We start from the raw sequence: 20,937 nt of genomic DNA on the forward strand, positions 1-20,937 counted from the left end.
CGCACAACGTCCGAACGAAAGGAATGAGCATGAAGATCGTCGTTATCGGCGGCACCGGCCTGATCGGTTCCAAGCTCGTCGCACGACTCGGTGAGCACGGGCACCAGGCGGTTGCGGCCGCACCCAATACCGGCGTGAACTCGCTCACCGGTGAGGGAGTCGAAGAAGTACTGCAGGACGCGAACGTGGTGATCGACGTCTCCAACTCGCCGTCGTTCGCCGACAACGACGTGATGGAGTTCTTCCGGACCTCCACGACGAACCTGCTCGAGGCCGCTGCCGCGGCCGGTGTCGGGCATTACGTCGCGCTGTCGGTGGTGGGGTCGGATCGATTGCCGGATTCCGGGTATCTGCGGGCGAAGGTGGCGCAGGAAGAGCTGATCGAGGGATCGGGTCTGCCGTACTCGATCGTGCGCGCCACGCAATTCTTCGAATTCGCCCGTGGTATCGCGGATTCCGCGACCGTCGACGGTCAGGTGCGGTTGCCGGGTTCCAGTATGCAACCGATGGCCGCGGACGATGTGGCTGCCGCTGTCGGACGGACGGCGGCGGGCGAGCCGAAGAACGGGACCATCGAGGTCGGCGGCCCGGTGGTCATCGCCCTCGACGAATGGATCCGCACCGTGCTGAGCGCGCGATCGGATGCGCGCACGGTGGTCACCGATCCCGAGGCCCGGTATTTCGGGGCGGTGCCGCAGCGCGAGCTGCTGCCCGGCAGCGATGCGCAGCTGGCGCAGACACGGCTGTCGGAGTGGCTGACCAGCAACTGAACTGTTCGCGCGGGCGGCGATCGCCCCGCCCGCGCGAACTACCCGTCGAAGGGAACGAAGCGATGCTCACATCCGACGAACGTCAGATCGCGACGTCGGTGCTCGTCGTCGGCACCGGCGGATCCGGCCTCCGTGCGGCGATCGAACTGGCCGAGCGCGGCATCGACGTGCTGGTGGTAGGAAAGCGGCCGAAGGCGGACGCGCACACCACCCTCGCCGCCGGCGGCATCAATGCCGCGCTGGCGACCATGGACGTCGAGGACAGCTGGCAGCAGCACGCGGCGGACACGATCACCGAAAGCTACCTGCTGGCGCGGCCCGATACCGTCCAGGTGGTCGCCGAGAACGCCGCGCGCGGAATCGAGGACCTCGAGCGTTGGGGGATGCCGTTCGCTCGCGAATCCGACGGCCGGATCGCGCTGCGATTCTTCGGCGCGCACACCTACCGGCGCACCGCGTTCGCCGGTGACTACACCGGCCTCGAGATCCAGCGGACCCTGGTGAACCGGGCCGCGCAGCTCGGCATCCAGATCATCGACACCTGCTACGTGACCCGAATTCTGGTGCGGGACAACGTGGTTTTCGGCGCCTACGGTTTCGATCTCGACAGTGGCGAGCGCTCCGTGGTCCGGGCCGACGCGGTAATCCTCGCCGCCGGTGGGCACACCCGCATCTGGCGTCGTACCTCCTCTCGACGTGACGAGAACACCGGTGATTCGTTCCGGCTCGCCCTACTCGCGGGCGGCCGGATTCGGGACCCGGAGCTCGTGCAGTTCCACCCGTCCGGGCTCATCGAACCCGAGAACGCGGCCGGGACACTGGTATCGGAAGCGGCACGGGGAGAGGGCGGCATTCTTCGCAACGCCACGGGAGAGCGATTCATGCGGCGCTACGACGCCGAACGCATGGAGCTCTCGACCCGCGACCGGGTCGCACTGGCCGCCTATACCGAAATCAAGGAAGGTCGAGGAACACCGAACGGTGCTGTCTGGCTGGATGTTTCGCATCTGCCCCGCGAAACGATCATGCGGCGACTGCCGCGCGTCTACCAGACGATGTTGGAGCTGCAAATGCTCGACATCACTCGCGATCCGATCGAAATCGCGCCGACGGCGCACTATTCCATGGGCGGAGTGTGGGTTCGCTCCGAAGATCACGGTACCGGCGTCGAGGGTCTCTACGCGATCGGCGAGGCATCGAGTGGTCTGCACGGCGCCAACCGGCTCGGCGGCAACTCGCTGATCGAACTGCTCGTCTACGGCCGGATCGTCGGCGAGGCGGCGGCGCGGTACTCGGCCGAGCTGGTCGCACAGCGTCGGTCCCACAGTGCGCTCGTCGAGGCCCGCGCCGAGATCGATGAGCTGCTGGCCGTCGACGGACAGGAGAACGTACGGGCCCTGCAACGCGCCGTGCGCGACACCATGACCGAGCACGCGGGCGTGGTGCGCGACGAGACCGGGATTCGGGCAGGCTTGGCCGAACTCGACGAGGTCGAGGATCGCATGACGAATATCGGCGTGCATCCCGACGCCGCCGGGTTCCAGGATCTGGCGCACGCCTTCGATCTGAAGTCCTCGGTGCTCGCGGCGCGCGCCACCTTGGAAGCCGCGCTGGAGCGACGCGAAACACGTGGCTGCCACAATCGGTCCGATTACCCCGACCTGGATCCGGCGCTGCGGGTGAACCTCGTGTGGTCCGGTCCCGGCAAGCTCGAACGCGAGGAGATCCCCGCGATCCCCGACGACATCGCCCGGCTCATGCGAGAGGTGTCGACGGAAGGCAAATTGGTCGAATGACGGCGTCGGGTGGGTGCACTCGCCACCGGCGTACGGCCGGCTCGAGTAATGTCGTGGACGACGGTGGCCGAATCGAGGCGGGGGATATGAATCACGCGATTGCCGGTGGCGCCGGAACGACCGCGCGATGAGTGGACCCACGGGTATCGACCTGGACAAAGCCGTCGATGATTTCTCCGCGCACAAGGGTCGGCTGTTCGGTATCGCCTACCGAATGCTCGGCAGTGTCGCCGACGCCGAGGACATCGTCCAGGACGTCTGGGTGAAATGGCAGTCCTACGCCGACCGCGATTCTGTGCGTGACGTGGCGGCGTTCCTCGTCACCATGACCACCCGGCAGGCGATCAATGCCACGCAGACGGCGCGGGTGCGCCGGGAAACCTATATCGGTCCGTGGCTGCCCGAGCCGGTGGACACCACTGCTGATCCCTCGCTCGGCGCGGAGCGCGCCGCGGCGTTGGAGACCGCGGTCCTGCTCGTCTTGGAGAAGATGACACCGACCGAGCGGGCGGCATTCGTCCTGCGGGAAGCTTTCGACTACCCTTACGGCCGCATCGCCGAAGTGCTCGAAATCAAGGAACCAGCCGCCCGGAAGCTGGTGAGCCGGGCACGCCAGGCCATCGAGTCCGATCGGCGGGTATCAGTCGACGCCGTGCATCAGCGACGGCTGCTCGCTGCCTTCTTGAATGCCGCGCGCGCCGGTGAATTCGACGAACTCGAGGCGCTGTTCGCCACCGATGTCGCCAGCTACTCCGACGGCGGAGGCGCGGTGCGCAATGCCTCGCGCATTCCGGTATTCGGCCGGACACGCGTGGCGAAGTACGTGGCCGCCTTCGCCTCACACTTCTGGACGGGGGTCGCCATCGACTGGGTCGACGCCAACGGTCGCGCGTCGGTGGTGATCAGCCGCGACGGAGCCCCCATCGCCTGGCTCGGGGTCGGTGCGGCCGACGACGAGACGATCGACCGGCTCTACTGGGTCTTCAATCCGGCGAAGCTCGGTCATATCGCCGCTGCCCCCGGGGAGCCCGCCGCGCCGTGAAACGTCGTCGGCTCCGTCGGCGTCGGTTAGGTCAGCGCCTGGACGACTACCTCGGCGACGGGATCGCGACCGGTTCTCGGCGCGATCCCGCCGCTGCTTGTTCGGCTCAGGAGACGGAATGGCCGTCCCAGGAGACGAGCTTCCCGCCCTTGGCGGGGCTGCCCTTGACGACTACCCGGCCGGTGTTGTGCAGGGGGTCGGTCCGCAGCTTGCTCATGTCCGGGTTGTTGACGGACATGAGGGCCCAGATCATGATGGCGCCGCCGTGGGAGAAGACCACGGCCCGCTTGTCGCCGCGGTTGCCCTGCAGCCACTGGATCGGGGCGGCGAGGTAGCCCTGGTCAGGCCGGGGCCCGGCACCGACGTGTCGATCAGGCCGGAGGTGTTGCCCGCGGACTCGGCGTGGCGAACGAAGGTGAGGAACACTTCACCGGTGTGCGGCGCGGCGGCGGCGCTACCGCTGCCGGCGGCGATGAGGGCCCCTGCCGCGATGATCGATCCGAGGATCGCGGGCGGACGGGATTTCAGCAGACGCATGGAGACTCCTTCGTGGCTATGCGTGTGAGCCAGGACACCTTGTCAACGCCCGCTCGGTGTGTCTCACCACGGCCGTGATTGGTCCGGACGACGCTGCCGAGCACGCACCGTCCATCGCAGAGTTCTCCTGCTCGACGAACCGGTCGAGGTGACTATCCCGGTCGACATGCTCGAGCGGGACCGACCGGGTTCTGCTGGAGGTCGGGGGATACTCGGGGATCGGACCTGCGACAACGACGAGAGCGACCGGGGTGATGGCGGTGACGGGTGATCAGGGTTCGGCTGGGCGACGGATCGATGAGCGGATCGCGGAGTTGGGGGATTGGCGGGGGGAGGTGCTGGCGCGGATTCGGGCACTGGTGCACGAGGCGGACCCGGGGATCGTCGAGGAGTGGAAGTGGCGTGGGGTGCCGGTGTGGTATCACGACGGGATGGTGTGTACGGGGGAGACGTACCAGCAGATCGTGAAGGTCACCTTCGCCAAAGGGGCTCGATTGCCTGATCCGCGTGGGGTTTTCAACTCCGGGCTGGACGGGAACACCCGGCGGGTGATCGATCTGCGGGAGGGGGACGCGCTCGATGAAGAGGGATTCAAGGGTCTGGTGCGGGCGGCTGTCGGGCTGAACGAGTCGTCGGCGGGAAGCGGCACAATGGCGGGGTGACCACGGAATCCGCACCCCGCCTGCTCGATGACGCCGCGCTGGAACTGTCGTCGGTGGTGGCGAACAACGCGATGAATCGCGGGCGCGGGCTGTCGGGGTCAACAGCTATGCCAGGGCACTCGGCTTCGATCCGTACCGGTGGTCGGCGCAGCGGCTGCGCGCCGACCAGGACGCCGCGGTCACCTGGATCGATGTGTGCTGCGGGGAGGGACGAGCGCTGCTGGAGGCGGAAGAGCGGTTCGCCCAAGAGTTTACGTCGGCCGATGTCACGCTGATCGGGTTCGGCCTCGTCGGCTTCTTCCGTGCCCGGCCGCGCACCGAGCGCCTGCGGCTGAGCACCGCCTCGGCCGCCACCTGGACGCCGGACCGGCCCGCCGACCTACGACTGGTGACGGCGAGACGTCGGCTCGCCCAACGGGAACCGTCGAAGTCCGGTGTGTTCGCTCCGTCGGCGAGGTTGGGTCGGCGTCCGGGGGAACTCGCCAGTAACCTGTGCCCGTGAGACCGATGGGGACGGCGCCGGGGACACCGGCGCGGCCGGGAGTCGCTCTGGCAGCAGTCGTGGCAGTGGTATTCGTGACCTTCTTGGACACCACCGTGGTCAGCGTTGCGCTCGGCGATATCCGACGTGAGTTGAGTACCGATGTGACCCTGCTGCAGTGGGTGGTCAACGCCTACACGGTGGTCTTCGCCGGGCTGATGTTGGCGGGCGGATCGCTCGGTGACCGGTGGGGACGCAAGAAGGTCATGATCGTCGGGTTGGTGATCTTCTGCGCCGGATCGGTGGTCTCCGCGCTCGCGAGCAGCGTCGCGCTGCTCATCGCGGGCCGCGCGATCATGGGACTCGGTGCCGCGGCGTCGGAGCCGGGCACCCTGTCGGTGCTGCGCCACATCTTCCCGGGTGAGCGCGCGCGAGCCAAGGCGCTCGGTGTGTGGGCGGCGGTGTCGGGGCTGGCGCTGGCGGCGGGGCCGGTGCTCGGCGGTGTGCTGGTCGATCTGTACGGGTGGCGTTCGATCTTCTGGTTCAACCTGGTGATCGGCGCGGTGGCGATGGTCGTCGCGTGGTGGTCGGTGCCGGAGAGCGCGGACCCGCAGCAGGCGCCGGTCGACTGGGCCGGCGCGGTGCTCGGCGCCACGGCGTTCGGCGCGGTGATCTACGCCGCGACCGTCGGCCAGGATCGGGGTTACACGGCACCGTCGGTGCTGGGTCTGTTCGCGCTGGGGGCGATCGCGTTCGCCGCGTTCGTCGTCGTCGAGAAGCGGGCGCGCGCACCGATGCTCGACTTCCGCTATTTGCGCCTGCGGGCCGTGCGCGGTGCGCTGGTGGTCGCCTTCGCGGTCTATTTCGGCATCTTCTCGATCTTCTTCTTTACCGCGCTGTATCTGCAAGTGATGCAGTCGTATTCGGCCGCGCGCACCGCCGCGATCTTCGTCCCGATGGCCGTCGCGATCGTGATCGGCTCCCTGGTGGCGGGCTACTGGGTGTCGCGTCGCGGCGCGCGGGTGCCGATGATCCTCGGGTGCTTGCTCGGCGCGGGTGGCATCCTGCTGACCCGCCAGGCGCTGTCGGGGACGTTGCACGATCCGTGGATCGCCGCCGCGATGGGCGTGGCCGGGCTCGGCTTCGGCATCGCGGTGGTGCCGTTGACCTCGGCGGTGATGTCGGGCGTCCCGGCCGAGCATTCGGGCATGGCGGCCGCGGTGACCAATACGATGCGCCAGGTCGGTTCGGCGTTCGGTGTCGCCGTGCTCGGCGTCCTGGTGAGCTCGTTCCTGTCGTCGGATCTGAAGAAGAAGATGGACGCACTGGGGCTGCCAACCACGTTGCAGCCGGACGCGGTTCAAGCGGTGGAACGTGGCCGTATCCCCGAGGGTGTCGATATCGGGCCCTATCTGAAGTACCTGTCGAAAGTGTCGGAGGTGCTGAACGAGGGCAAGGTGGCGTTCCATCACGGGCTCGATGTGGCCCTGGTGGTGTCGGCGGTGCTGATTCTCGCCGCCGCGGCGTTCACGGCGCTGGACACGGAGCGTTCCCGAAGCGACGCGCCGTAGGGCGATCTCGCGCAGATGCGCCGAGTTCACCTGGTGGTGGCCTGCATCCGTCATGCTGGTGCGGTGGTAGTTGTCTCTGATGTGGCCCCGGTGCGTGGCAGCGAGTATTCGATCTTGTTGCGTCGGATCAGGGCGGCGGGCCTGTTGGACCGTGACCTGCGGTACTACGGGTGGAAGAGCGCGCTCACCGCGGCGGCGTTCCTCGGCGGGTGGGCGGCGTTCGTCGCCCTCGGGGATTCGTGGTGGGCGGTGGGGATCGGGGTGTTCCTGGCCGCGGTGTTCTCCCAGATCGCGTTCCTCGGGCACGACGCGGGACACAAGCAGATCTTCGCGTCTCGGCGCGCCAACTACCTGTACGGGCTGATCGCGGGCAATCTCGCGATCGGGCTGAGCATCGGCTGGTGGACCAGCAATCACAACCGCCACCACGCCCACCCCAACACCGAGGGTGCCGATCCCGATGCCATGGGCGTCCTGGCGTTCTCGGCGGAGCGGGCCCGGGCCGGAAAAGGCTGGCGGCGCTTCATTTTCCGCTACCAGGCCTGGCTGTTCTTCCCGATGCTGCTGCTCGAGGGCGGCAGCCTGCACTTCGCCAGCGTGCGAGCTGTGCTGCGCTGGCCGATCCCGAACCGGCTCGTCGAAGGCCTGACGCTCGCCGCGCACGCCTGCGCCTATCTGGGCACAGTGTTCCTGGTGCTGTCGCCGGGGAAAGCGTTGGTGTTCATCGCTGTTCAGCAGGGCTTGTTCGGCCTCTACATGGGATCGACCTTCGCCCCCAATCACAAGGGGATGGAGGTGCTGCCCGAGGGCGACAACACCGACTTCCTCCGCCGTCAGGTGCTCACCTCCCGCAATGTCCGCGGCAGCTTCCTCGTCGACACGGCCCTGGGCGGCCTGAACTACCAGATCGAGCACCACCTGTTCCCGTCCATGCCCCGCCCCAACCTGCGTCGGGCCCAGCCCATCGTCGCGGACTTCTGCGCCGAAATCGGGGTCCCCTACTGCGAGACGTCGCTGCTCGAGTCCTACGCCCAGGCCCTGGGCCATCTCGACGAGGTCGGCCGCCAGGTCCGCGCACCCGCACCCGTCGGCTAGCCACCCGCACCTCGATCGGCGCGGGCGGCCACGCCACGCCCGCGCAACTCGTGCTCTCCGCCGCCGACAGCGAAGGGAGCGATTCGGCGGCCGTCGATGGCGGGCCAGCGGTTTTCCGGGGCGAGAACCCGGCCCGGCGAGGGCGTGCGCGGCGGGGTGGTGGGTGATAATCGCGGCAAGCCCGGTGCGGGCCCTGCCCTTCTGGAGGTGGCGCGATGACGGTCGTGGCGTTGGTGTTCGTCGGGATCGCCGTGCTGTTGCACGGGTACATCTTCGTGCTGGAGTCGCTGCAATGGACGCGTCCGCGAACGAGGGCGACGTTCGGGATCTCGGCGGAGCAGGCCGAGGCGACCCGGGAGATGGCGTTCAATCAGGGGTTCTACAACCTGTTCCTGGCCGTCGTCGCGGCGGTCGGCATGGGGTTCACCGTGTTCGGCGACACCGGGATCGGCGTGTCGCTGGTGCTGGCGGGTGCCGGGTCGATGGTGGCGGCGGGGGTGGTGCTGCTGGTGTCCTCGCCGGACAAGGCGCGGGCGGCATCGATCCAGCTGGTTCCGCCGCTGATCGGTGGTGTCGCGCTGGTGCTCGCCCAGCTCTGAGTCGCGTGTGATCGGTGAGGCTCACTTGTCCGGGCCGCGCAGAATGCCCAGCTGTTGTTCGAGCCGTTCCAGGGCGGCCCTGGCCGCGTCGAGTTCGGCTTCGATGCGGGCGATCGCGTCCTCGTCCAGCGGTGCCTGAGTGGCCGACGGCGGCGGGGCCTGCGCCGGTGGACGTCGGCCCGGGGGTGGCGGGGCGCCGGGGCTGCCGCCGGGGGCGGTGGCGAGATCGCCGGTGGCCGGGCCGTACACCTGGTCGAGGGCCTCGGCCAGCGTCGGCGCGTACCCGACCCGGACACCGCCGGTACCGGGTTCGCGGTAGCTGACCAGCACGCGGGCCAGCTGCGGGAAGGTCGACCCGTTGGGAGCGGTCGAAATCCGTTCGGTGAACAGCGGTTCCACGTACAGCACGCCGCCGTCGGCGATCGGCAGGGTGAGCAGGTTGCCGTACTGGATGCGGTTGGAGCGTTCCAGCAGCGTACGTTCGGAGGCCACCCTGGTGTCGGAGATCATCGAATTCTGGATCTGCTGTGGTCCCTGGGTGAGGGTGTCGGTGGGCAGTTGGAGAATGCTGAACTCGCCGTAGTTCTCGGGGTCGGAATGCACGGAGATGTAGGCCGACAGGAACTCCCGGCGGAAGCCGACCATCGCGCCGGCCAGCCGGAACGAGGCCTCGGCGGTCCGGGGATCGCCGACCAGCACGTAGAACGGGGCCTGGTGCGGGTTGGTCTCGACGGTCGGGTCGCTGGGTACCGACCAGAACGCGTTGTTGGTGAAGAACTCTCGTGGTTCGTCGACGTGGTAGCGGGCGAGCATGTCGCGCTGGATGACGAAAAGGTCTTCGGGATAGCGGAAGTGGGCGCGCAGCTCGTCGCTGATCGCCGACGGCGGTTCGACGGTGCCGGGGAACACGCGCATCCAGGCGGCCAGGATCGGGTCCTGCTCGTCGACCTGATACAGCGTGACCGTGCCGTCGTAGGCGTCGACGGTGGCCTTGACCGAGTTGCGGATGTAGGAGATCTCGCCGGGTTCGCGCAACCCCTGGTCCTCGACCGCGCCGAGCGGCGCGAGCGAGCTGCGCGCGGCGTAGGGGTAGCCGTCGATCGTGGTGTAGGCGTCCACGATCCAGACGATGCGCCCGCCCACGACGGCGGGATAGGGATTGCCGTCGGTGGTCAGCCACGGCGCGACCAGTTCGACCCGCTCACCGGGAGCACGGTGGAAAATGATCTTGGAATCGGCGCCGATCGCGGTCGAGAACACGATGTTGCGCTCGGTGTAGACGGTGGCGAAGGCGAGCCGGTTCAGCCAGTTCCCGATCGGCACACCGCCTTTGCCCGCGTAGGTGTATTTGGTGCTGTCGGTGTCGTATTCGCGGGGTTCGGTGCCGCCGCCGACGATGGCGTAGTCGGGCTCGCCCCTGGCGATCACCTCGCCGTAGTAGACGCGGGGCTGGTCGACCGGGATCACCTGGTGCCCGGTGTGTTGGGTGGCGATATCACTGACCGCGTAGATCGGGTATCCGCTGTTGCCCGCGGCGCTGTCGCTCGCCGCGTCGACGACGGCTGCGTTGACCCGGTTCGCGGGGGCGGCGACGAACCCGTCGCCGTGGGTGTAGACGGTGTGCCGGTTGACCCAGTGCCCCTGGTTGCCGCTGAGCGCGGCGGGGGTCAGTTCCCTGGCGGTGACGACGTAGTCGCGCAGCTGCCCGTCGACCCGGTAGCGATCCAGGTCCAGGTTGTCGGGGAAGCTGTAGAAGTTCTTGAGCTGTTGCTGCTGGGTGAAGGTGCGCGAGAGCACGTGCGGGTCGAGCAGGCGCAGGTTGGCGATCGTGGTCGCGTCCGCGGGGACTTCCGGTGGCGGCGCGGTGCCGACACCGGGATAGGGCTGGTAGTGGACCCGATCCGCGCCGATCCCATAGGCCTGCCTGGTCGCGGCGATATTGCGCTCGATGTAGGGGCTCTCCAGGTCGGCGGCGTTCGGGCGCACCGAGAACTGCTCGACGACCAGCGGCCACACCCCGCCCGCCACGATCGACGACAGCAACAGCAGAGCCGCGGCCATGGCGGGCACCCGCAGATCACGCACCACGACCGCCGAGAACACCGCGGCGGCGCAGATCAGCGCGATGGCGAACATGATGAAGCGGGCGGGCAGCACGGCGTTGATGTCGGTGTAGCCCGCGCCGGCGAAGGTGGGCTCGCGCCGCCCGCTCGACAGCAGCGCGTAGCGGTCCAGCCAGTACGCGCCCGCCTTCAGCACGAAGAACACGCCGACCAGCACCGCGAGGTGACAGCGCGCCGCCGCGGTGATGCCGATCGACTTCCCGGACAGCCGCACTCCGCCGAACAGATAGTGGGTCGCCAGGCAGGCCAGGAAGGCGACGAACACGACGACGAACAGCCAGCTGAGCACGAGCCGGTAGAACGGCAGGTCGAAGACGTAGAAGCCCACGTCGAGATCGAACTGGGGGTCATGTGCGCCGAAGGAGCCGCCCCGCAGGAACAGCTGTACCGTCTGCCAGCGCGACTGCCCGGCCAGGCCACAGAGCAGACCGAAGGCCGCGGCGATGCCGAGCCCGAACCGCAACGGCCACCGGCTCACCGCCGTGCGATAGGGGGTGATCGGGTCGTCGTCGCGCCCGCCGGGGAAGAAGGCCGGGCGCGATCGGTAGGCCAGCCACATGGCCGTGAACAGGGCGGCGCCGAGGATCGTCGCGATCACCGCGAACAGCGTCAGCCGGGTGAGCAGCACCGTCGACCAGACGCCGCGGTAGCCGACCTCGCCGAACCACAACCAGTTGACGTACAGGCCGATCAGCCGGGGTACGACGAGCAGGGACAGGAAGAGCACCACGACTGCCGTCAGTAGCAGTCGCCACGTCCGGGGTATCCGCTCCGACCCGTCACCAGCGCTCATCCGCCACTCCCGTGGACCGCGGCGCCGGGCACGCCGGCGCCGCGTGCATCCCCCGAGTCTACTCGCGCTGGTTCGGGCTCAGACGAAGTCGAACGCGGGCGGAACGGCGATCACGACGGCGGCGGCCCAGATCCCGTACACGGGCAGATAGTGGGTCTGCCACCGTTCCAGCTCGGCGAATCCCTGACGGCCGCGCAGGAATCCGATGCCCAGCCGGACCGACCACACCAGGTTCACCAGCAGCACGACGTTCAGGCCGAGGGCGACGATCTTGTTCGGCGACCATCCGAACTCCGCGATGCGGGTGAGCATGGCGGTCAGCATCACCACATCGACCGCGAGGGCACTGAGCACCAGGACCAGCTGGACCCGGTCGAAGAAGCCGGGCGGGGCCAGCGGGTCGCGCGCGGAGATCGAATACAGCAGCAGGCCCAGGACCAGCACCAGGATCAGGTCCATCTGGATGAGCAGGGTGCGGTCGACGTCGATCACGCTGGGAGTCGTGGCGAACGCGGCGAGCAGGGCCAGCAGCATGAGGATGGTCAGCGGCGTGAACACCCGGGTGAGCACGGGCGCGATGTTCTCCACGACGTTCTGCTTGGCCTCGACGAGCCAGGCGGCGACGATCACCGCGCCCGCGACGCCGAACGGCAGCACCCAGTCCTCGATGAACGGCTCGATGTTCAGATCGAGCGTGCCGAACGCGCCGACCGTCAACCCGATCAGGACGCCGCCGCCCAGCGCCAGCAGGGTGAGATAGACGAACCACTCGCCGGTGAACCGGATGAAGTCCATCCGGCGCCGGTCCGATCGCCAGTCGCCGCCGACATAGGCCAGGCCGATCACGAACCACAGCGCGATCGGCGCGTGGATCGCGGCGATCACCTCGGTCGCGCCGTCGGGCTCGAAGGGAAAGAGATTCAGCACCAGTGCCACGAGCACGAACGGCACGATCAGCGTGGCGGCGACCTTCGCGGTCACCTGTCGTTTCCAGGCGAAATAGGCGGCGAGGAACGGAAGGACGAGCAGGGCCGCGTTCACGCCCACGGCCGAACCGCGCAGCCAGGCGAAGCCGGCCTTCAGCGACAGGGCGGCGCCGATCGCCAGCGACAGGACGACCACCAGTTCCCGATTGCTCTGCCGCCCGGTCTCGTCGGACTCGGCGGGCAGCAGAACCAGCTGCTTCCAGAGCCTTTCGGAGTGCTCGATCGCGAACTCGCGCGACAGCGCGTCCAGGCTACCCATCCGCTTCACCGCGACCAGGAACGCCTCGTCGGCCGACAGTCCCGCGTTTTGGAGGGATGAGACCTGTTCGCGCAGATGGTCTTCCATCTCGTCGACGTCGGCGACCGAGATCGCGCGGTGGCGCTGGACGTATCCGCGCCACTGCTCGATGTTGGTCTGCAACTGCGTCTCGGCGTCCATCACGCCCATCCTTTCGTCACGATGGGCGGTGTCGTGGCGTCGCGCCAGACCTGGTCGAGCGCCTCGGCGACGACGGCCCACTGCGCGCGTCGCTCGGCGAGGGCCGCCCGGCCGGAGTCGGTGATCAGGTAGTGCTTGCGCCGTCGTCCGCTGTCGGCGGTGCGCCAGGTCGAGGTCACGTGGCCCTGCCGTTCGAGGCGGTGCAGCAGGGGGTAGAGCATGCCGTCGGTCCATTGCATCCGGCCCCGCGACAGGGCGTTGACCTGCTCCAGGATCGCGTAACCGTACGACTCGCCCTCGGCGAGAATGCCGAGCACCAGCGGGGTCGCCGAGGCCGCCACCAGGTCTTTGTCTATCCGCATCGCACTCCTATACCTAGAACCGCTAGGTCATAACCTAGCAGACCTAGGTATGGGGTGTGTCGGACCTCGAAGGATGCTTTCGGTCGGTAACAATGTGGCGTCCCGGTGGGATACGCGGGGTGACACGACACGAGTGGAAGGATCTGTATGACTATGCGAGTGAGGTCCACGATCGCCGGTCTCGCGGCGGGCGCCGCGGTGGTGGCGGGGACGATGGTCGCGGGAGCGGGGGCGGCGAACGCGCTGCCGAGCAGCCTGGTCGGCATCAACTGCCTGGGGCTGAGCCCCAATATCGTCGATGTGCCCTACAGCAACCAGGTGATCGTCTCCTACCTGTACGACCAGTCGGGATTGCCGTCGTTCACCGTGCATTCCGGGGCCAGCATCTGGGGCTACCAGACCCACCCCACGCTCACCTGGACCAATCTGGCCACCGGGGCATCGGGCTCGCTCACCGGGCACACGAACATCTCCTCGTTCTTCGGCACCGGCGGCACGGTGTACTTCACCGACGTGCCGACCGGGACCGGGCCGGTGCGGATCGACCTGTCGGTCGTCAACACCGGCCCCGTGCCGGTGCCGGTCGTGACCTGCTCGGGGACCACCGACATCGTCTGATCGCCCACGATCCGGCCGAGGGTGCGCCCTCGGCCGGATCTGTGTGTGCGGCAGGCTCTTCGGGTGTCCGTGTCGCGGATCGCTCTACCCCGCAGGGGATTTCCTCAGCAAGGGTGATGATTTCGCACCCTAGGGCGATGATCGCCGATTTTCGCCTAACAGGGCTGTTCAGGGTCCCGATGGAGTCAGCAGAACGCGCTACCGGCGCGGCGGACAGGAGTCGAGGGATCATGAAGAACGCAGTTCGGATGAGTGCGCTGATCGCCGTCGCCGCGGCGGCGGTGGCGGGGTGCAACGCGGAAAACGGTTCGGCCACCTCGCCGTCGACGAGCCGGGCGACGACCACGGTCGCGGCAAGCGCGCCGCGGACTCCGGGAGAGCAGCCGCAGGCGACCGAGGCTCCCGGCGGCACCGGGGCGCCCGCGGGCACCGAGGTCCCCGCCGTCACCGAGGCACCCGCCGTGACCGTGGCGCCCGGCACGACGCAGGCGACCACGAAACCGCAGCCGGCCAACGACATCAGCGGTCCGGGACGCTGTATCGACCCCGACTCGGCCGGTGTGCGCAACGCGCTGGCTCGCCTCGACGGCAGCTGGGTCGCCCAACAGGCCTCGGCGGACCTACCGGGCCAGTGCGCCCAGCTGCTGTGGGTGCGCGCGGTCGGCGGCAACTCCGCCGGCGCGCCGATCCATGTGCTGTTCTTCCACGACGGGAAGTGGTTGGGCACAGCCACGTCCGAGGCCTACGCCTTCACCTCGGTGGTGGGCTACACCGACACCACCGTGACCGTCGAGTACAAGTGGCTGGCCGGCGACGAGCCCTTCGCCGCCCCGCAGGGCGGCCCGGTGGCGATCCATTACACCTGGAACGGCTCGAATGTCGTGATGAGCGGGCCGCTTCCGGCGGAAGTGACCCAGCCGCACCGTTAGACCGGCTCCGGGTGCAGCACCAGCACGGTGATCTCGCTGGGCGCGAACACCCGCAGTTGCGGACCCCAGAAGCCGGTGCCGCGGCTGGTGTAGAGCTGAGTGTTGTTCGCGTGCCTGCTCAGGCCGGCGACCACCGGCTGGTCCAGGCGCACCAGGTAGTGGAAGGGCCAGATCTGCCCGCCGTGGGTGTGTCCGGAGATCTGCAGCGCCACCCCGGCCGCGACGCTGTCGGTGATCTGCTTGGGCTGATGGGCCAGCAGCAGCACCGGCAGCGCGGGGTCGGCGCCGGCGAGCGCGGCGGGCAGGTCGGGGCCGTGGCCGGGCAGGCCCGCGCCGGTGGGATCGTCGATCCCGGCGACGACCAGGCGGTCGCCGTCCCGGTCGACGGTCCGGTGCGCGTTGTGCAGCGGCTGCCAGCCGATCGAGGCCATGTGGTCGATCCAGCCCTGCGCGTCACCGAAGTACTCGTGGTTGCCGGTGATGTAGAACCGGCCCAGCGGGGCTTCGACACGGGCCAGCGGGTCGACCTGGGCGCGCCGCTTCACCACCGAGCCGTCCGCGAGATCACCGGCGTGGCAGGCGATATCGGGGCGCTGGGCATTGACCACGTCGACCACGCGCTCCGACCAGCGCTGCCGATCGAGCGCGGCGAAGTGGGTGTCGGTGACGACCACGACGCGCAGTCCGTCCAGGCCCGCGGCCAGGCCGCGGAGGGCGACGTCGACGGTGCGGACCCGCGGCACCCGGCGCGCCTCGTAGACACCCCAGGCGATCAGCGCGACCGAGACGATCAGTACCCCGAGCGCCACGATCCGCGCGGCGAGCAGGCCCTGTACCCCGGCGACGGCCAGCCCACCGCGCACGAATACGCCGAGCACCGACCACGAGAACACCACCCACAGCACCCCGAGCAGGGTGTCGCCGACGATCACCGCCGGATCGGACTGGGCCGGACCGTGGCCGAGGAACATCGTGGCGGGCAGGCACAGATACCCGAGGACGCACACCGCGGTCCCGACCCAGAACAGCGTGCCGGTGCCGCCGGACGGCGCCGCGACCAGCGTCCACCAGGGCAGCGCGAACAGCACCGCCGGAATCAACAGCATCAACATCAGGCGTACAGCGAGTCTCACGGGGTCCCGTCCTGCGCAGGGCCGCCGGGTGAGGTCGCGGCCACGAATAGATCATCCAGCCTAGCGCCGCCGGATCTGCCGCCCTGTTGCCCGGCGGCGCGTGGGCCGGTTCACTGGTGCCATGCGGATCGCTACGCTCACCGCGGCGGCTGTCGCCGCGGTGCTGCTCGTCGCGGGCATCGTCGTACTCCGGGAGGATCCGGGGAGCGCGACGCCGGTCGGCGCCGTGACCTCGTCGCACGAGCTCGCGCACGACGGCCACACCAGGAGCTACCGCGTCTACCGGCCCGCAGTGCTGCCGGCGCGTGCGCCGCTGGTGGTCGTGCTGCACGGCGGCCTCGGCTCCGGTGCGCAGGCGCAGCGCGCCTACGGCTGGGACGCCGCCGCCGACGACGCCGGTTTCGTCGTCGCCTATCCCGACGGAATCGGCCGGGCCTGGAACGCCGGCGGTGACTGCTGCGGTACTCCCGGCCGGACCGGCGTGGACGACGTCGGCTTCCTGACCGGAATGCTCGCGGAGATCGCCCGCGCCCTGCCGATCGACCACGAGCGGATCTACTTCACCGGCATGAGCAACGGCGCCATGATGGCCTACGCGATGGCGTGCCGCACCGCGCTCGCCGCCGCCGTCGGTGCGGTCGCGGGTACCCAGCTCGGCGACTGCGAGCATCCGGCGCCCGCTTCGGTGATCCATGTGCACGGCACCGACGACGAGAACATTCGCTACGACGGTGCGCCCGGCAGCGGCGCAGCGCGAATCGACGGGCCGGCGGTGCCGGAGCTGAACGCGTTCTGGCGGATGGTCGACGCCTGCGCGGCACCGGTCGCCACGGCCGGCGATCGGGTGACGACCCTGCGCGCCACCTGCCGGGACGGCCGTGCGGTCGACCTCGTCACGGTGGCCGGTGCGGGACACGAATGGCCCGGCGCCGACCAGCGCGGCCCCCTCGACGCGACCAGGCTGATCTGGGACTTCTTCGCCGCCCACCACCGATGAACCGGCGCAGTCCGATCCAGCCGGCGGCGGCGCCGGAAGGCAGCCGTTAGCCTGACCGGGTGATGGAGTTCGGGCCAGGGGCGAGCCTTGCGGGATACCGCATCGAACGCAGGCTCGGCGGCGGGGGCATGGGCGCGGTGTATCTGGCGCGACATCCCCGGCTGCCGCGCCGGGACGCGCTGAAGGTGCTCGACGCGCGGCTCGCGGTGGAACCGACCTTCCGCGCCCGCTTCGAGCGGGAGGCGGATCTGGCCGCGCGGCTGCGGCATCCGAACGTGGTGCAGATCTTCGACCGCGGCGTCGACGGTGACCGGTTGTGGATCGCCATGCAGTTCGTGGACGGCCTCGACGCGGCTCAGTTGCTGCGCCACGGCCTGGCGATCCTCACCCCCGAGCGGGCGGTGCGGATCGTCGCCGAGGCGGCCAAGGGTCTGGACTACGCGCACCGGCAGGGGCTGCTGCATCGCGACATCAAGCCGGCGAACCTGCTGATCGCGCGCACCGACGACGGCGCCGACGAGGTGCTGGTCACCGATTTCGGGATCGCCCGCAGCATGGGCGAGACGACCAGCCTCACCTCGGCAGGCTCGGTGCTCGGCACCCTGGCCTACGCGGCGCCCGAGCAGCTCGAAGGCGAACCGCTCGACGTCGGCACCGATGTGTACGCGCTCGGCGGCACCCTCTACGAGCTGCTCACCGGCTTCGTGCCGTTCCAGCGCGACAGCCCGGCCGCGATGATCAGCGCGCACCTGATCGAAGCGCCGCCACGTCCGTCGGCGGGCAACCCGGCGCTGCCGCCCGCCATGGACGCGGTGATCGCGCGGGCCATGGCGAAGAATCCGCGCGACCGGTTCGCCTCGTGCGGCGAGCTCGCCGACGCGGCGGTCGCGGCGCTGGCGGGCACCATGCCGGACACCGCGCTGTCGGCCCAGACGCTGGTGTCCCGGTCGGCCGAGCTGCCGGGACCCGCGGACAGGCCCCGGTCACGGACACGGTCGACCCTGGTCGGCGTCGGCGCGGCCGCCGCCGTCGCCGGACTTACCGCGATCGCCGTGCTCACCGCCAAAGATTTTGTCTCGCCCGGTAATTCGAACGCGCCGGGACCGGCACAGGCGGCGCAGATCGGCGCGGTTCCCGACAGCCCGACCGCGGCGACGGTGCTGCGGCCCTGGCTCGACGACGTCCGCGCCGGTGACATCGCCGCGTTGATCCGCAAGTGCTGGACCCAGTCGCCGGTCGAGATCCCCCGCATGTACGGCGACGTGGAACAGATCACCGACGCGGTGCGCCGCCCCGGCGTCCTCGGCCAGTTCGGTCCGTACTGGCAGAACGACGTGCTGAAGGTGAGTCTGCGCCCCAGCGAGTTGCGGTCCGGCTACGGCTGCCCGATCGTCAGCGACCGGTCGGCGACGCGGCTCACCGACGAACAGGCCCGCTACACCGCCGAGCGGTATCTGAGCCGGGTGGTCGGGTATCCGGTGAATCCGGCCGACGTGGAACCCGACTATCCGCTGCTGTGCACCGGCGCCCAGCTGGGCACCGCGCTGTCGGGGGCGAAGCGCTTCGACGACAAGGCGCTCACGGTGCGTGGCTCGACCGGTTCGGTCGTCACCGTCAGCGCGCCGGTGACCAGCGCCGATGGCGCCTCGAAGCAGGTGTATCTCACCCTCGACCACGGCACCGACGGATTCTGTGTCTCCCGCGTCGACGCGACCGGGTGAGCACGCGCGCCGAAGAGAACTGCGTCACATCGGTTTTCGATATGCCCCTCGGATCGGGGGCGCGCTATGCTGCCCGGCAGGATCCGTCCGCAGGCTGTCTCGCCGCGGCCGGATGGAGTGGGGAGCGGCACGGCCGCACAACGGAAAGGTCCGAACACGATCATGCGTGGCGTAACTGTGGGAGGGGCGCAGGAGCGCCGACACCGCACGAGCAGACTCCTGGCGAGTGCCGCGGTGGCCGCGTTGCTGCCGTTCGGCGCGTCGGTGGCCACGGTCGCTCCGGCGGCGGCCGACGCCGACCCGGCGGCGATCGACTTCCCGGTCGACTCCTCGATGGGCACCATCAACACCCGCATCCTGCGGGCGGCCGACGGCAACACCGACCGGGTGGTCTACCTGCTCGACGGTGAACGCGCCGAGGACGACCTGAACGGCTGGGAGAAGCACACCTCCATCCCCGCCCAGATCGCCAAGTTCAACATCAACGTGGTGATGCCGGTCGGCGGTCAGTCCAGCTTCTACGCCGACTGGGACCAGCCGAGCAGCTTCAACGGCGTCAACCCCGACGGGTCCCTGCTGCCCAGCGCCGACTCCGGCTCGGCCATCGGCGGCTGGGAGGACACCCAGGGCAAGACCAACACCTATCAGTGGGAAACCTTCATCACCAAGACCCTGCCGGACGCGCTGAAGTCCCGGCTGGGCTTCAGCAACAGCCGCAACGGCGTGGTCGGGCTGTCCAGCGGTGGCAGCGCGGCACTGTTGATGGCGGCCTACCACCCCGAGCAGTTCACCTACGCCGGCTCGCTGTCGGGCTACCTGCACATGTCCATGCCGGGCATGCGTGAGGCGCTGGCCGGCGCGATGATCGCCAGTGGTGGCTACAACATCGAGGCGATGGCGCCCGCGGGCAGCGAGAAGTGGAAGCGGATGGACCCCTACGGGTTCGCCGAGAAACTGATCGCCAACAACACCCGCCTCTACATCTCCGCGGGCAGCGCCAAGCCGGCCGATCAGGACCTGTCCTCGATCGACGCGATCACCCAGGGCATGCCGCTCGAGGCGATCGCGCTGGCCAACACCCGCTCGTTCGAGAAGCGGCTCACCGCACTGGGATACACCAACGTCAGCTACGACTTCCCCGACATCGGCATCCACAACTGGGGCACCTGGGAGCAGGTCGCCATCCGGTTGATGCCGGACATGGCGCGCAATATCGGCAAGCCGCTGCCCGCCGGTGCGCCGCCCGCCGATGGGGAGCCGCCGGCCGGTGCGCCGGGGCAGCCGCCCGCCGGTGGCCAGCCGCCCGCGGGTGAGCCGCCGAAGTAGTCTTTCCTGCGCGAAACCGCCGTTGTCTCCATGGAGGCAACGGCGGTTTCTTTTGCGCCGGGTCAGCTTGTCCTGATGGGGCTTTCGTTCGTCCAGCCCCACCGGTCGTCGGCGCGGACCGTGATCTCCGCCGTCGGTGCGGCGATCAGGCGGGTGAGGCGCTGGAGTTCGCCCCAGTCCCTGGTCCAGTCCTCGGCGAGGTAGGCCGGAAGGGTGCGCGACTGCATGAGCAGCCCCGTCCAGCCCAGCGGGCCGCCGCCGGTGTCGCCCTGCCAGGTCTCGGAGACCTGCGCGTTGAGCTTGTCCGGCAGGATCCGCCAGATCGGCATCTCCGCGACACCGCTGCGGTGATCGAACGGCCGCTGGCACGGGAAGGCCAGTCCCACCTGGAAATCCCCGAGCACCGGAGCCGTGGTGCCGACCACGGTGTTCAGCGACGAGAGTTTCGGCAGGCGCGGGGGCGTGACCGCCAGCCACTGCATCGGATCGGGTTCGCCCGCCGCGGCGACGAGCCGGACCGCCGTGGTGCCGGCGGGAATCTCGTCCAGGTCGATCGGCAGGTTCCGCCAGCCGGGCGCGCCGCCGACCGTGGGCGGGGTGAGTTCGCCGGTGGGCGTGACGTTTCCGTCGTCCGCGCGGCGTGCGAACTCGACCCGCAAGCGCTGTCCCGGCAGGGGGCTGCCGTCGGGGGCCACGGATTCGATGCGGCCCGCCACGGTGAGGATCACCACCCGGTACGCCGAATCCTGTTGGGCGGCAGCGAGGTCCAAGCGATACCACTGGGTGGTCAGCTGAGTGCGTTGGGGCGCGCCGGTGGAGTAGCTGCCCAGGACCGGGGTGCGTTCGGGGACGAGGCCGAACGGGAGGGCGACGGTGCTGCCGTTCACGCCGGGGGTGGCGCCGGGACCGCCCGCGGGCCCACCGGGGCCGCCGGGTGCCGCGCCGCCTGGGTCTGCG

19 protein-coding genes are annotated in these 20,937 nt (G+C 69.4%); 12 read left to right on the top strand and 7 right to left on the bottom strand.

What is annotated here, in order from left to right; genetic code table 11:
* Nucleotides 1-29 precede the first annotated feature (29 nt).
* The 3 genes from V8688_RS09310 (at nucleotide 30) to V8688_RS09320 (ending at nucleotide 3,608) form a co-directional block, all read left to right on the top strand.
* Nucleotides 30-770, top strand: coding sequence for an SDR family oxidoreductase (locus V8688_RS09310; RefSeq protein WP_342800621.1), 741 nt, complete (start codon nucleotides 30-32; stop codon nucleotides 768-770).
* Nucleotides 771-832: 62 nt separating this feature from the next.
* Nucleotides 833-2,566: an FAD-dependent oxidoreductase gene (locus V8688_RS09315; RefSeq protein WP_218717597.1), complete on the top strand. Its 1,734-nt coding sequence runs from the start codon at nucleotides 833-835 to the stop codon at nucleotides 2,564-2,566.
* 127 nt (nucleotides 2,567-2,693) lie between these two features.
* On the top strand, nucleotides 2,694-3,608 hold the full coding sequence (locus V8688_RS09320; protein WP_218717596.1) for an RNA polymerase sigma-70 factor: 915 nt from the start codon (nucleotides 2,694-2,696) through the stop codon (nucleotides 3,606-3,608).
* Between the two features lie 106 nt (nucleotides 3,609-3,714).
* Here the strand turns inward: V8688_RS09320 and V8688_RS09325 are convergent, their stop codons facing one another.
* Complete coding sequence (locus V8688_RS09325) at nucleotides 3,715-3,861, bottom strand: hypothetical protein (RefSeq protein ID WP_308248433.1); 147 nt, start codon at nucleotides 3,859-3,861, stop codon at nucleotides 3,715-3,717.
* A complete protein-coding gene (locus V8688_RS09330; protein WP_308248432.1) occupies nucleotides 3,858-4,145 on the bottom strand; it encodes a hypothetical protein in 288 nt (95 codons plus the stop codon). The genes V8688_RS09325 and V8688_RS09330 overlap by 4 nt, the downstream gene beginning before the upstream one ends.
* A gap of 260 nt (nucleotides 4,146-4,405) precedes the next feature.
* Between V8688_RS09330 and V8688_RS09335 the strand changes: the two genes are divergently transcribed.
* From V8688_RS09335 to V8688_RS09350, 4 genes are all read left to right on the top strand, one after another.
* Nucleotides 4,406-4,807, top strand: a complete 402-nt coding sequence (locus V8688_RS09335; RefSeq protein ID WP_342800622.1) for a DUF1801 domain-containing protein — start codon at nucleotides 4,406-4,408, stop codon at nucleotides 4,805-4,807.
* Between the two features lie 576 nt (nucleotides 4,808-5,383).
* On the top strand, nucleotides 5,384-6,859 hold the full coding sequence (locus tag V8688_RS09340) for an MFS transporter (protein ID WP_342800623.1): 1,476 nt from the start codon (nucleotides 5,384-5,386) through the stop codon (nucleotides 6,857-6,859).
* A gap of 63 nt (nucleotides 6,860-6,922) precedes the next feature.
* A complete protein-coding gene (locus V8688_RS09345; RefSeq protein ID WP_342800624.1) occupies nucleotides 6,923-7,954 on the top strand; it encodes an acyl-CoA desaturase in 1,032 nt (343 codons plus the stop codon).
* A gap of 215 nt (nucleotides 7,955-8,169) precedes the next feature.
* Nucleotides 8,170-8,553 carry a DUF1304 domain-containing protein gene (locus V8688_RS09350; RefSeq protein ID WP_316575752.1) on the top strand — a complete coding sequence of 128 codons (384 nt, stop codon included), beginning with the start codon at nucleotides 8,170-8,172 and terminating at the stop codon, nucleotides 8,551-8,553.
* 21 nt (nucleotides 8,554-8,574) lie between these two features.
* Here V8688_RS09350 and V8688_RS09355 read toward each other — a convergent pair whose 3' ends face one another.
* The 3 genes from V8688_RS09355 to V8688_RS09365 all read right to left on the bottom strand — a co-directional run bounded on the left by V8688_RS09355 (nucleotide 8,575) and on the right by V8688_RS09365 (nucleotide 13,256).
* Nucleotides 8,575-11,469, bottom strand: coding sequence for a UPF0182 family protein (locus V8688_RS09355; protein WP_342800625.1), 2,895 nt, complete (start codon nucleotides 11,467-11,469; stop codon nucleotides 8,575-8,577).
* 78 nt (nucleotides 11,470-11,547) lie between these two features.
* On the bottom strand, nucleotides 11,548-12,894 hold the full coding sequence (locus V8688_RS09360) for a permease prefix domain 1-containing protein (RefSeq protein ID WP_342800626.1): 1,347 nt from the start codon (nucleotides 12,892-12,894) through the stop codon (nucleotides 11,548-11,550).
* Nucleotides 12,894-13,256 (bottom strand): PadR family transcriptional regulator, encoded by a 363-nt coding sequence (locus V8688_RS09365; RefSeq protein WP_316575749.1) that lies wholly within the window; start codon nucleotides 13,254-13,256, stop codon nucleotides 12,894-12,896. Before V8688_RS09365 ends, V8688_RS09360 begins: the two co-directional genes overlap by 1 nt.
* 147 nt (nucleotides 13,257-13,403) lie before the next feature.
* Here V8688_RS09365 and V8688_RS09370 point away from each other — a divergent pair, with 147 nt between their 5' ends.
* Nucleotides 13,404-13,874: a hypothetical protein gene (locus V8688_RS09370; RefSeq protein WP_218717589.1), complete on the top strand. Its 471-nt coding sequence runs from the start codon at nucleotides 13,404-13,406 to the stop codon at nucleotides 13,872-13,874.
* A 230-nt stretch (nucleotides 13,875-14,104) separates the two neighbouring features.
* Entirely contained in the window at nucleotides 14,105-14,803 is a 699-nt protein-coding gene (locus tag V8688_RS09375) for an LppP/LprE family lipoprotein (protein ID WP_342800627.1), read from the top strand.
* Here the strand turns inward: V8688_RS09375 and V8688_RS09380 are convergent.
* Entirely contained in the window at nucleotides 14,800-15,936 is a 1,137-nt protein-coding gene (locus tag V8688_RS09380; protein WP_342800628.1) for a metallophosphoesterase, read from the bottom strand. The genes V8688_RS09375 and V8688_RS09380 overlap by 4 nt on opposite strands.
* A gap of 121 nt (nucleotides 15,937-16,057) precedes the next feature.
* On the opposite strand from V8688_RS09380, the gene V8688_RS09385 reads away from it, so the two are divergent.
* The 3 genes from V8688_RS09385 (at nucleotide 16,058) to V8688_RS09395 (ending at nucleotide 19,980) form a co-directional block, all read left to right on the top strand.
* A complete protein-coding gene (locus V8688_RS09385) occupies nucleotides 16,058-16,933 on the top strand; it encodes a PHB depolymerase family esterase (RefSeq protein ID WP_342800629.1) in 876 nt (291 codons plus the stop codon).
* Nucleotides 16,934-16,995: 62 nt separating this feature from the next.
* Nucleotides 16,996-18,654 carry a serine/threonine-protein kinase gene (locus tag V8688_RS09390; RefSeq protein ID WP_342800633.1) on the top strand — a complete coding sequence of 553 codons (1,659 nt, stop codon included), beginning with the start codon at nucleotides 16,996-16,998 and terminating at the stop codon, nucleotides 18,652-18,654.
* Between the two features lie 177 nt (nucleotides 18,655-18,831).
* Nucleotides 18,832-19,980, top strand: a complete 1,149-nt coding sequence (locus tag V8688_RS09395) for an alpha/beta hydrolase family protein (protein ID WP_342800630.1) — start codon at nucleotides 18,832-18,834, stop codon at nucleotides 19,978-19,980.
* A 62-nt stretch (nucleotides 19,981-20,042) separates the two neighbouring features.
* Here V8688_RS09395 and V8688_RS09400 read toward each other — a convergent pair.
* Nucleotides 20,043-20,937 (bottom strand): arabinosyltransferase C-terminal domain-containing protein (locus V8688_RS09400; RefSeq protein WP_342800631.1); only part of this gene is annotated, 895 nt, incomplete at its 5' end.

This window comes from Nocardia sp. No.11 (genome assembly GCF_038752175.1).
Taxonomy (GTDB): domain Bacteria; phylum Actinomycetota; class Actinomycetes; order Mycobacteriales; family Mycobacteriaceae; genus Nocardia; species Nocardia canadensis.

Bases quoted from the DNA above. Each gene is read 5' to 3' on its own strand.
- V8688_RS09310 (WP_342800621.1), top strand. From the start codon at position 30: ATGAAGATCGTCGTTATCGGCGGCACCGGCCTGATCGGTTCCAAGCTC.
- V8688_RS09315 (WP_218717597.1), top strand. From the start codon at position 833: ATGCTCACATCCGACGAACGTCAGATCGCGACGTCGGTGCTCGTCGTC.
- V8688_RS09320 (WP_218717596.1), top strand. From the start codon at position 2,694: ATGAGTGGACCCACGGGTATCGACCTGGACAAAGCCGTCGATGATTTC.
- V8688_RS09325 (WP_308248433.1), bottom strand. From the start codon at position 3,861: ATGATCTGGGCCCTCATGTCCGTCAACAACCCGGACATGAGCAAGCTG.
- V8688_RS09330 (WP_308248432.1), bottom strand. From the start codon at position 4,145: ATGCGTCTGCTGAAATCCCGTCCGCCCGCGATCCTCGGATCGATCATC.
- V8688_RS09350 (WP_316575752.1), top strand. From the start codon at position 8,170: ATGACGGTCGTGGCGTTGGTGTTCGTCGGGATCGCCGTGCTGTTGCAC.
- V8688_RS09355 (WP_342800625.1), bottom strand. From the start codon at position 11,469: ATGAGCGCTGGTGACGGGTCGGAGCGGATACCCCGGACGTGGCGACTG.
- V8688_RS09360 (WP_342800626.1), bottom strand. From the start codon at position 12,894: ATGGACGCCGAGACGCAGTTGCAGACCAACATCGAGCAGTGGCGCGGA.
- V8688_RS09365 (WP_316575749.1), bottom strand. From the start codon at position 13,256: ATGCGGATAGACAAAGACCTGGTGGCGGCCTCGGCGACCCCGCTGGTG.
- V8688_RS09370 (WP_218717589.1), top strand. From the start codon at position 13,404: ATGACTATGCGAGTGAGGTCCACGATCGCCGGTCTCGCGGCGGGCGCC.
- V8688_RS09375 (WP_342800627.1), top strand. From the start codon at position 14,105: ATGAAGAACGCAGTTCGGATGAGTGCGCTGATCGCCGTCGCCGCGGCG.
- V8688_RS09385 (WP_342800629.1), top strand. From the start codon at position 16,058: ATGCGGATCGCTACGCTCACCGCGGCGGCTGTCGCCGCGGTGCTGCTC.
- V8688_RS09390 (WP_342800633.1), top strand. From the start codon at position 16,996: ATGGAGTTCGGGCCAGGGGCGAGCCTTGCGGGATACCGCATCGAACGC.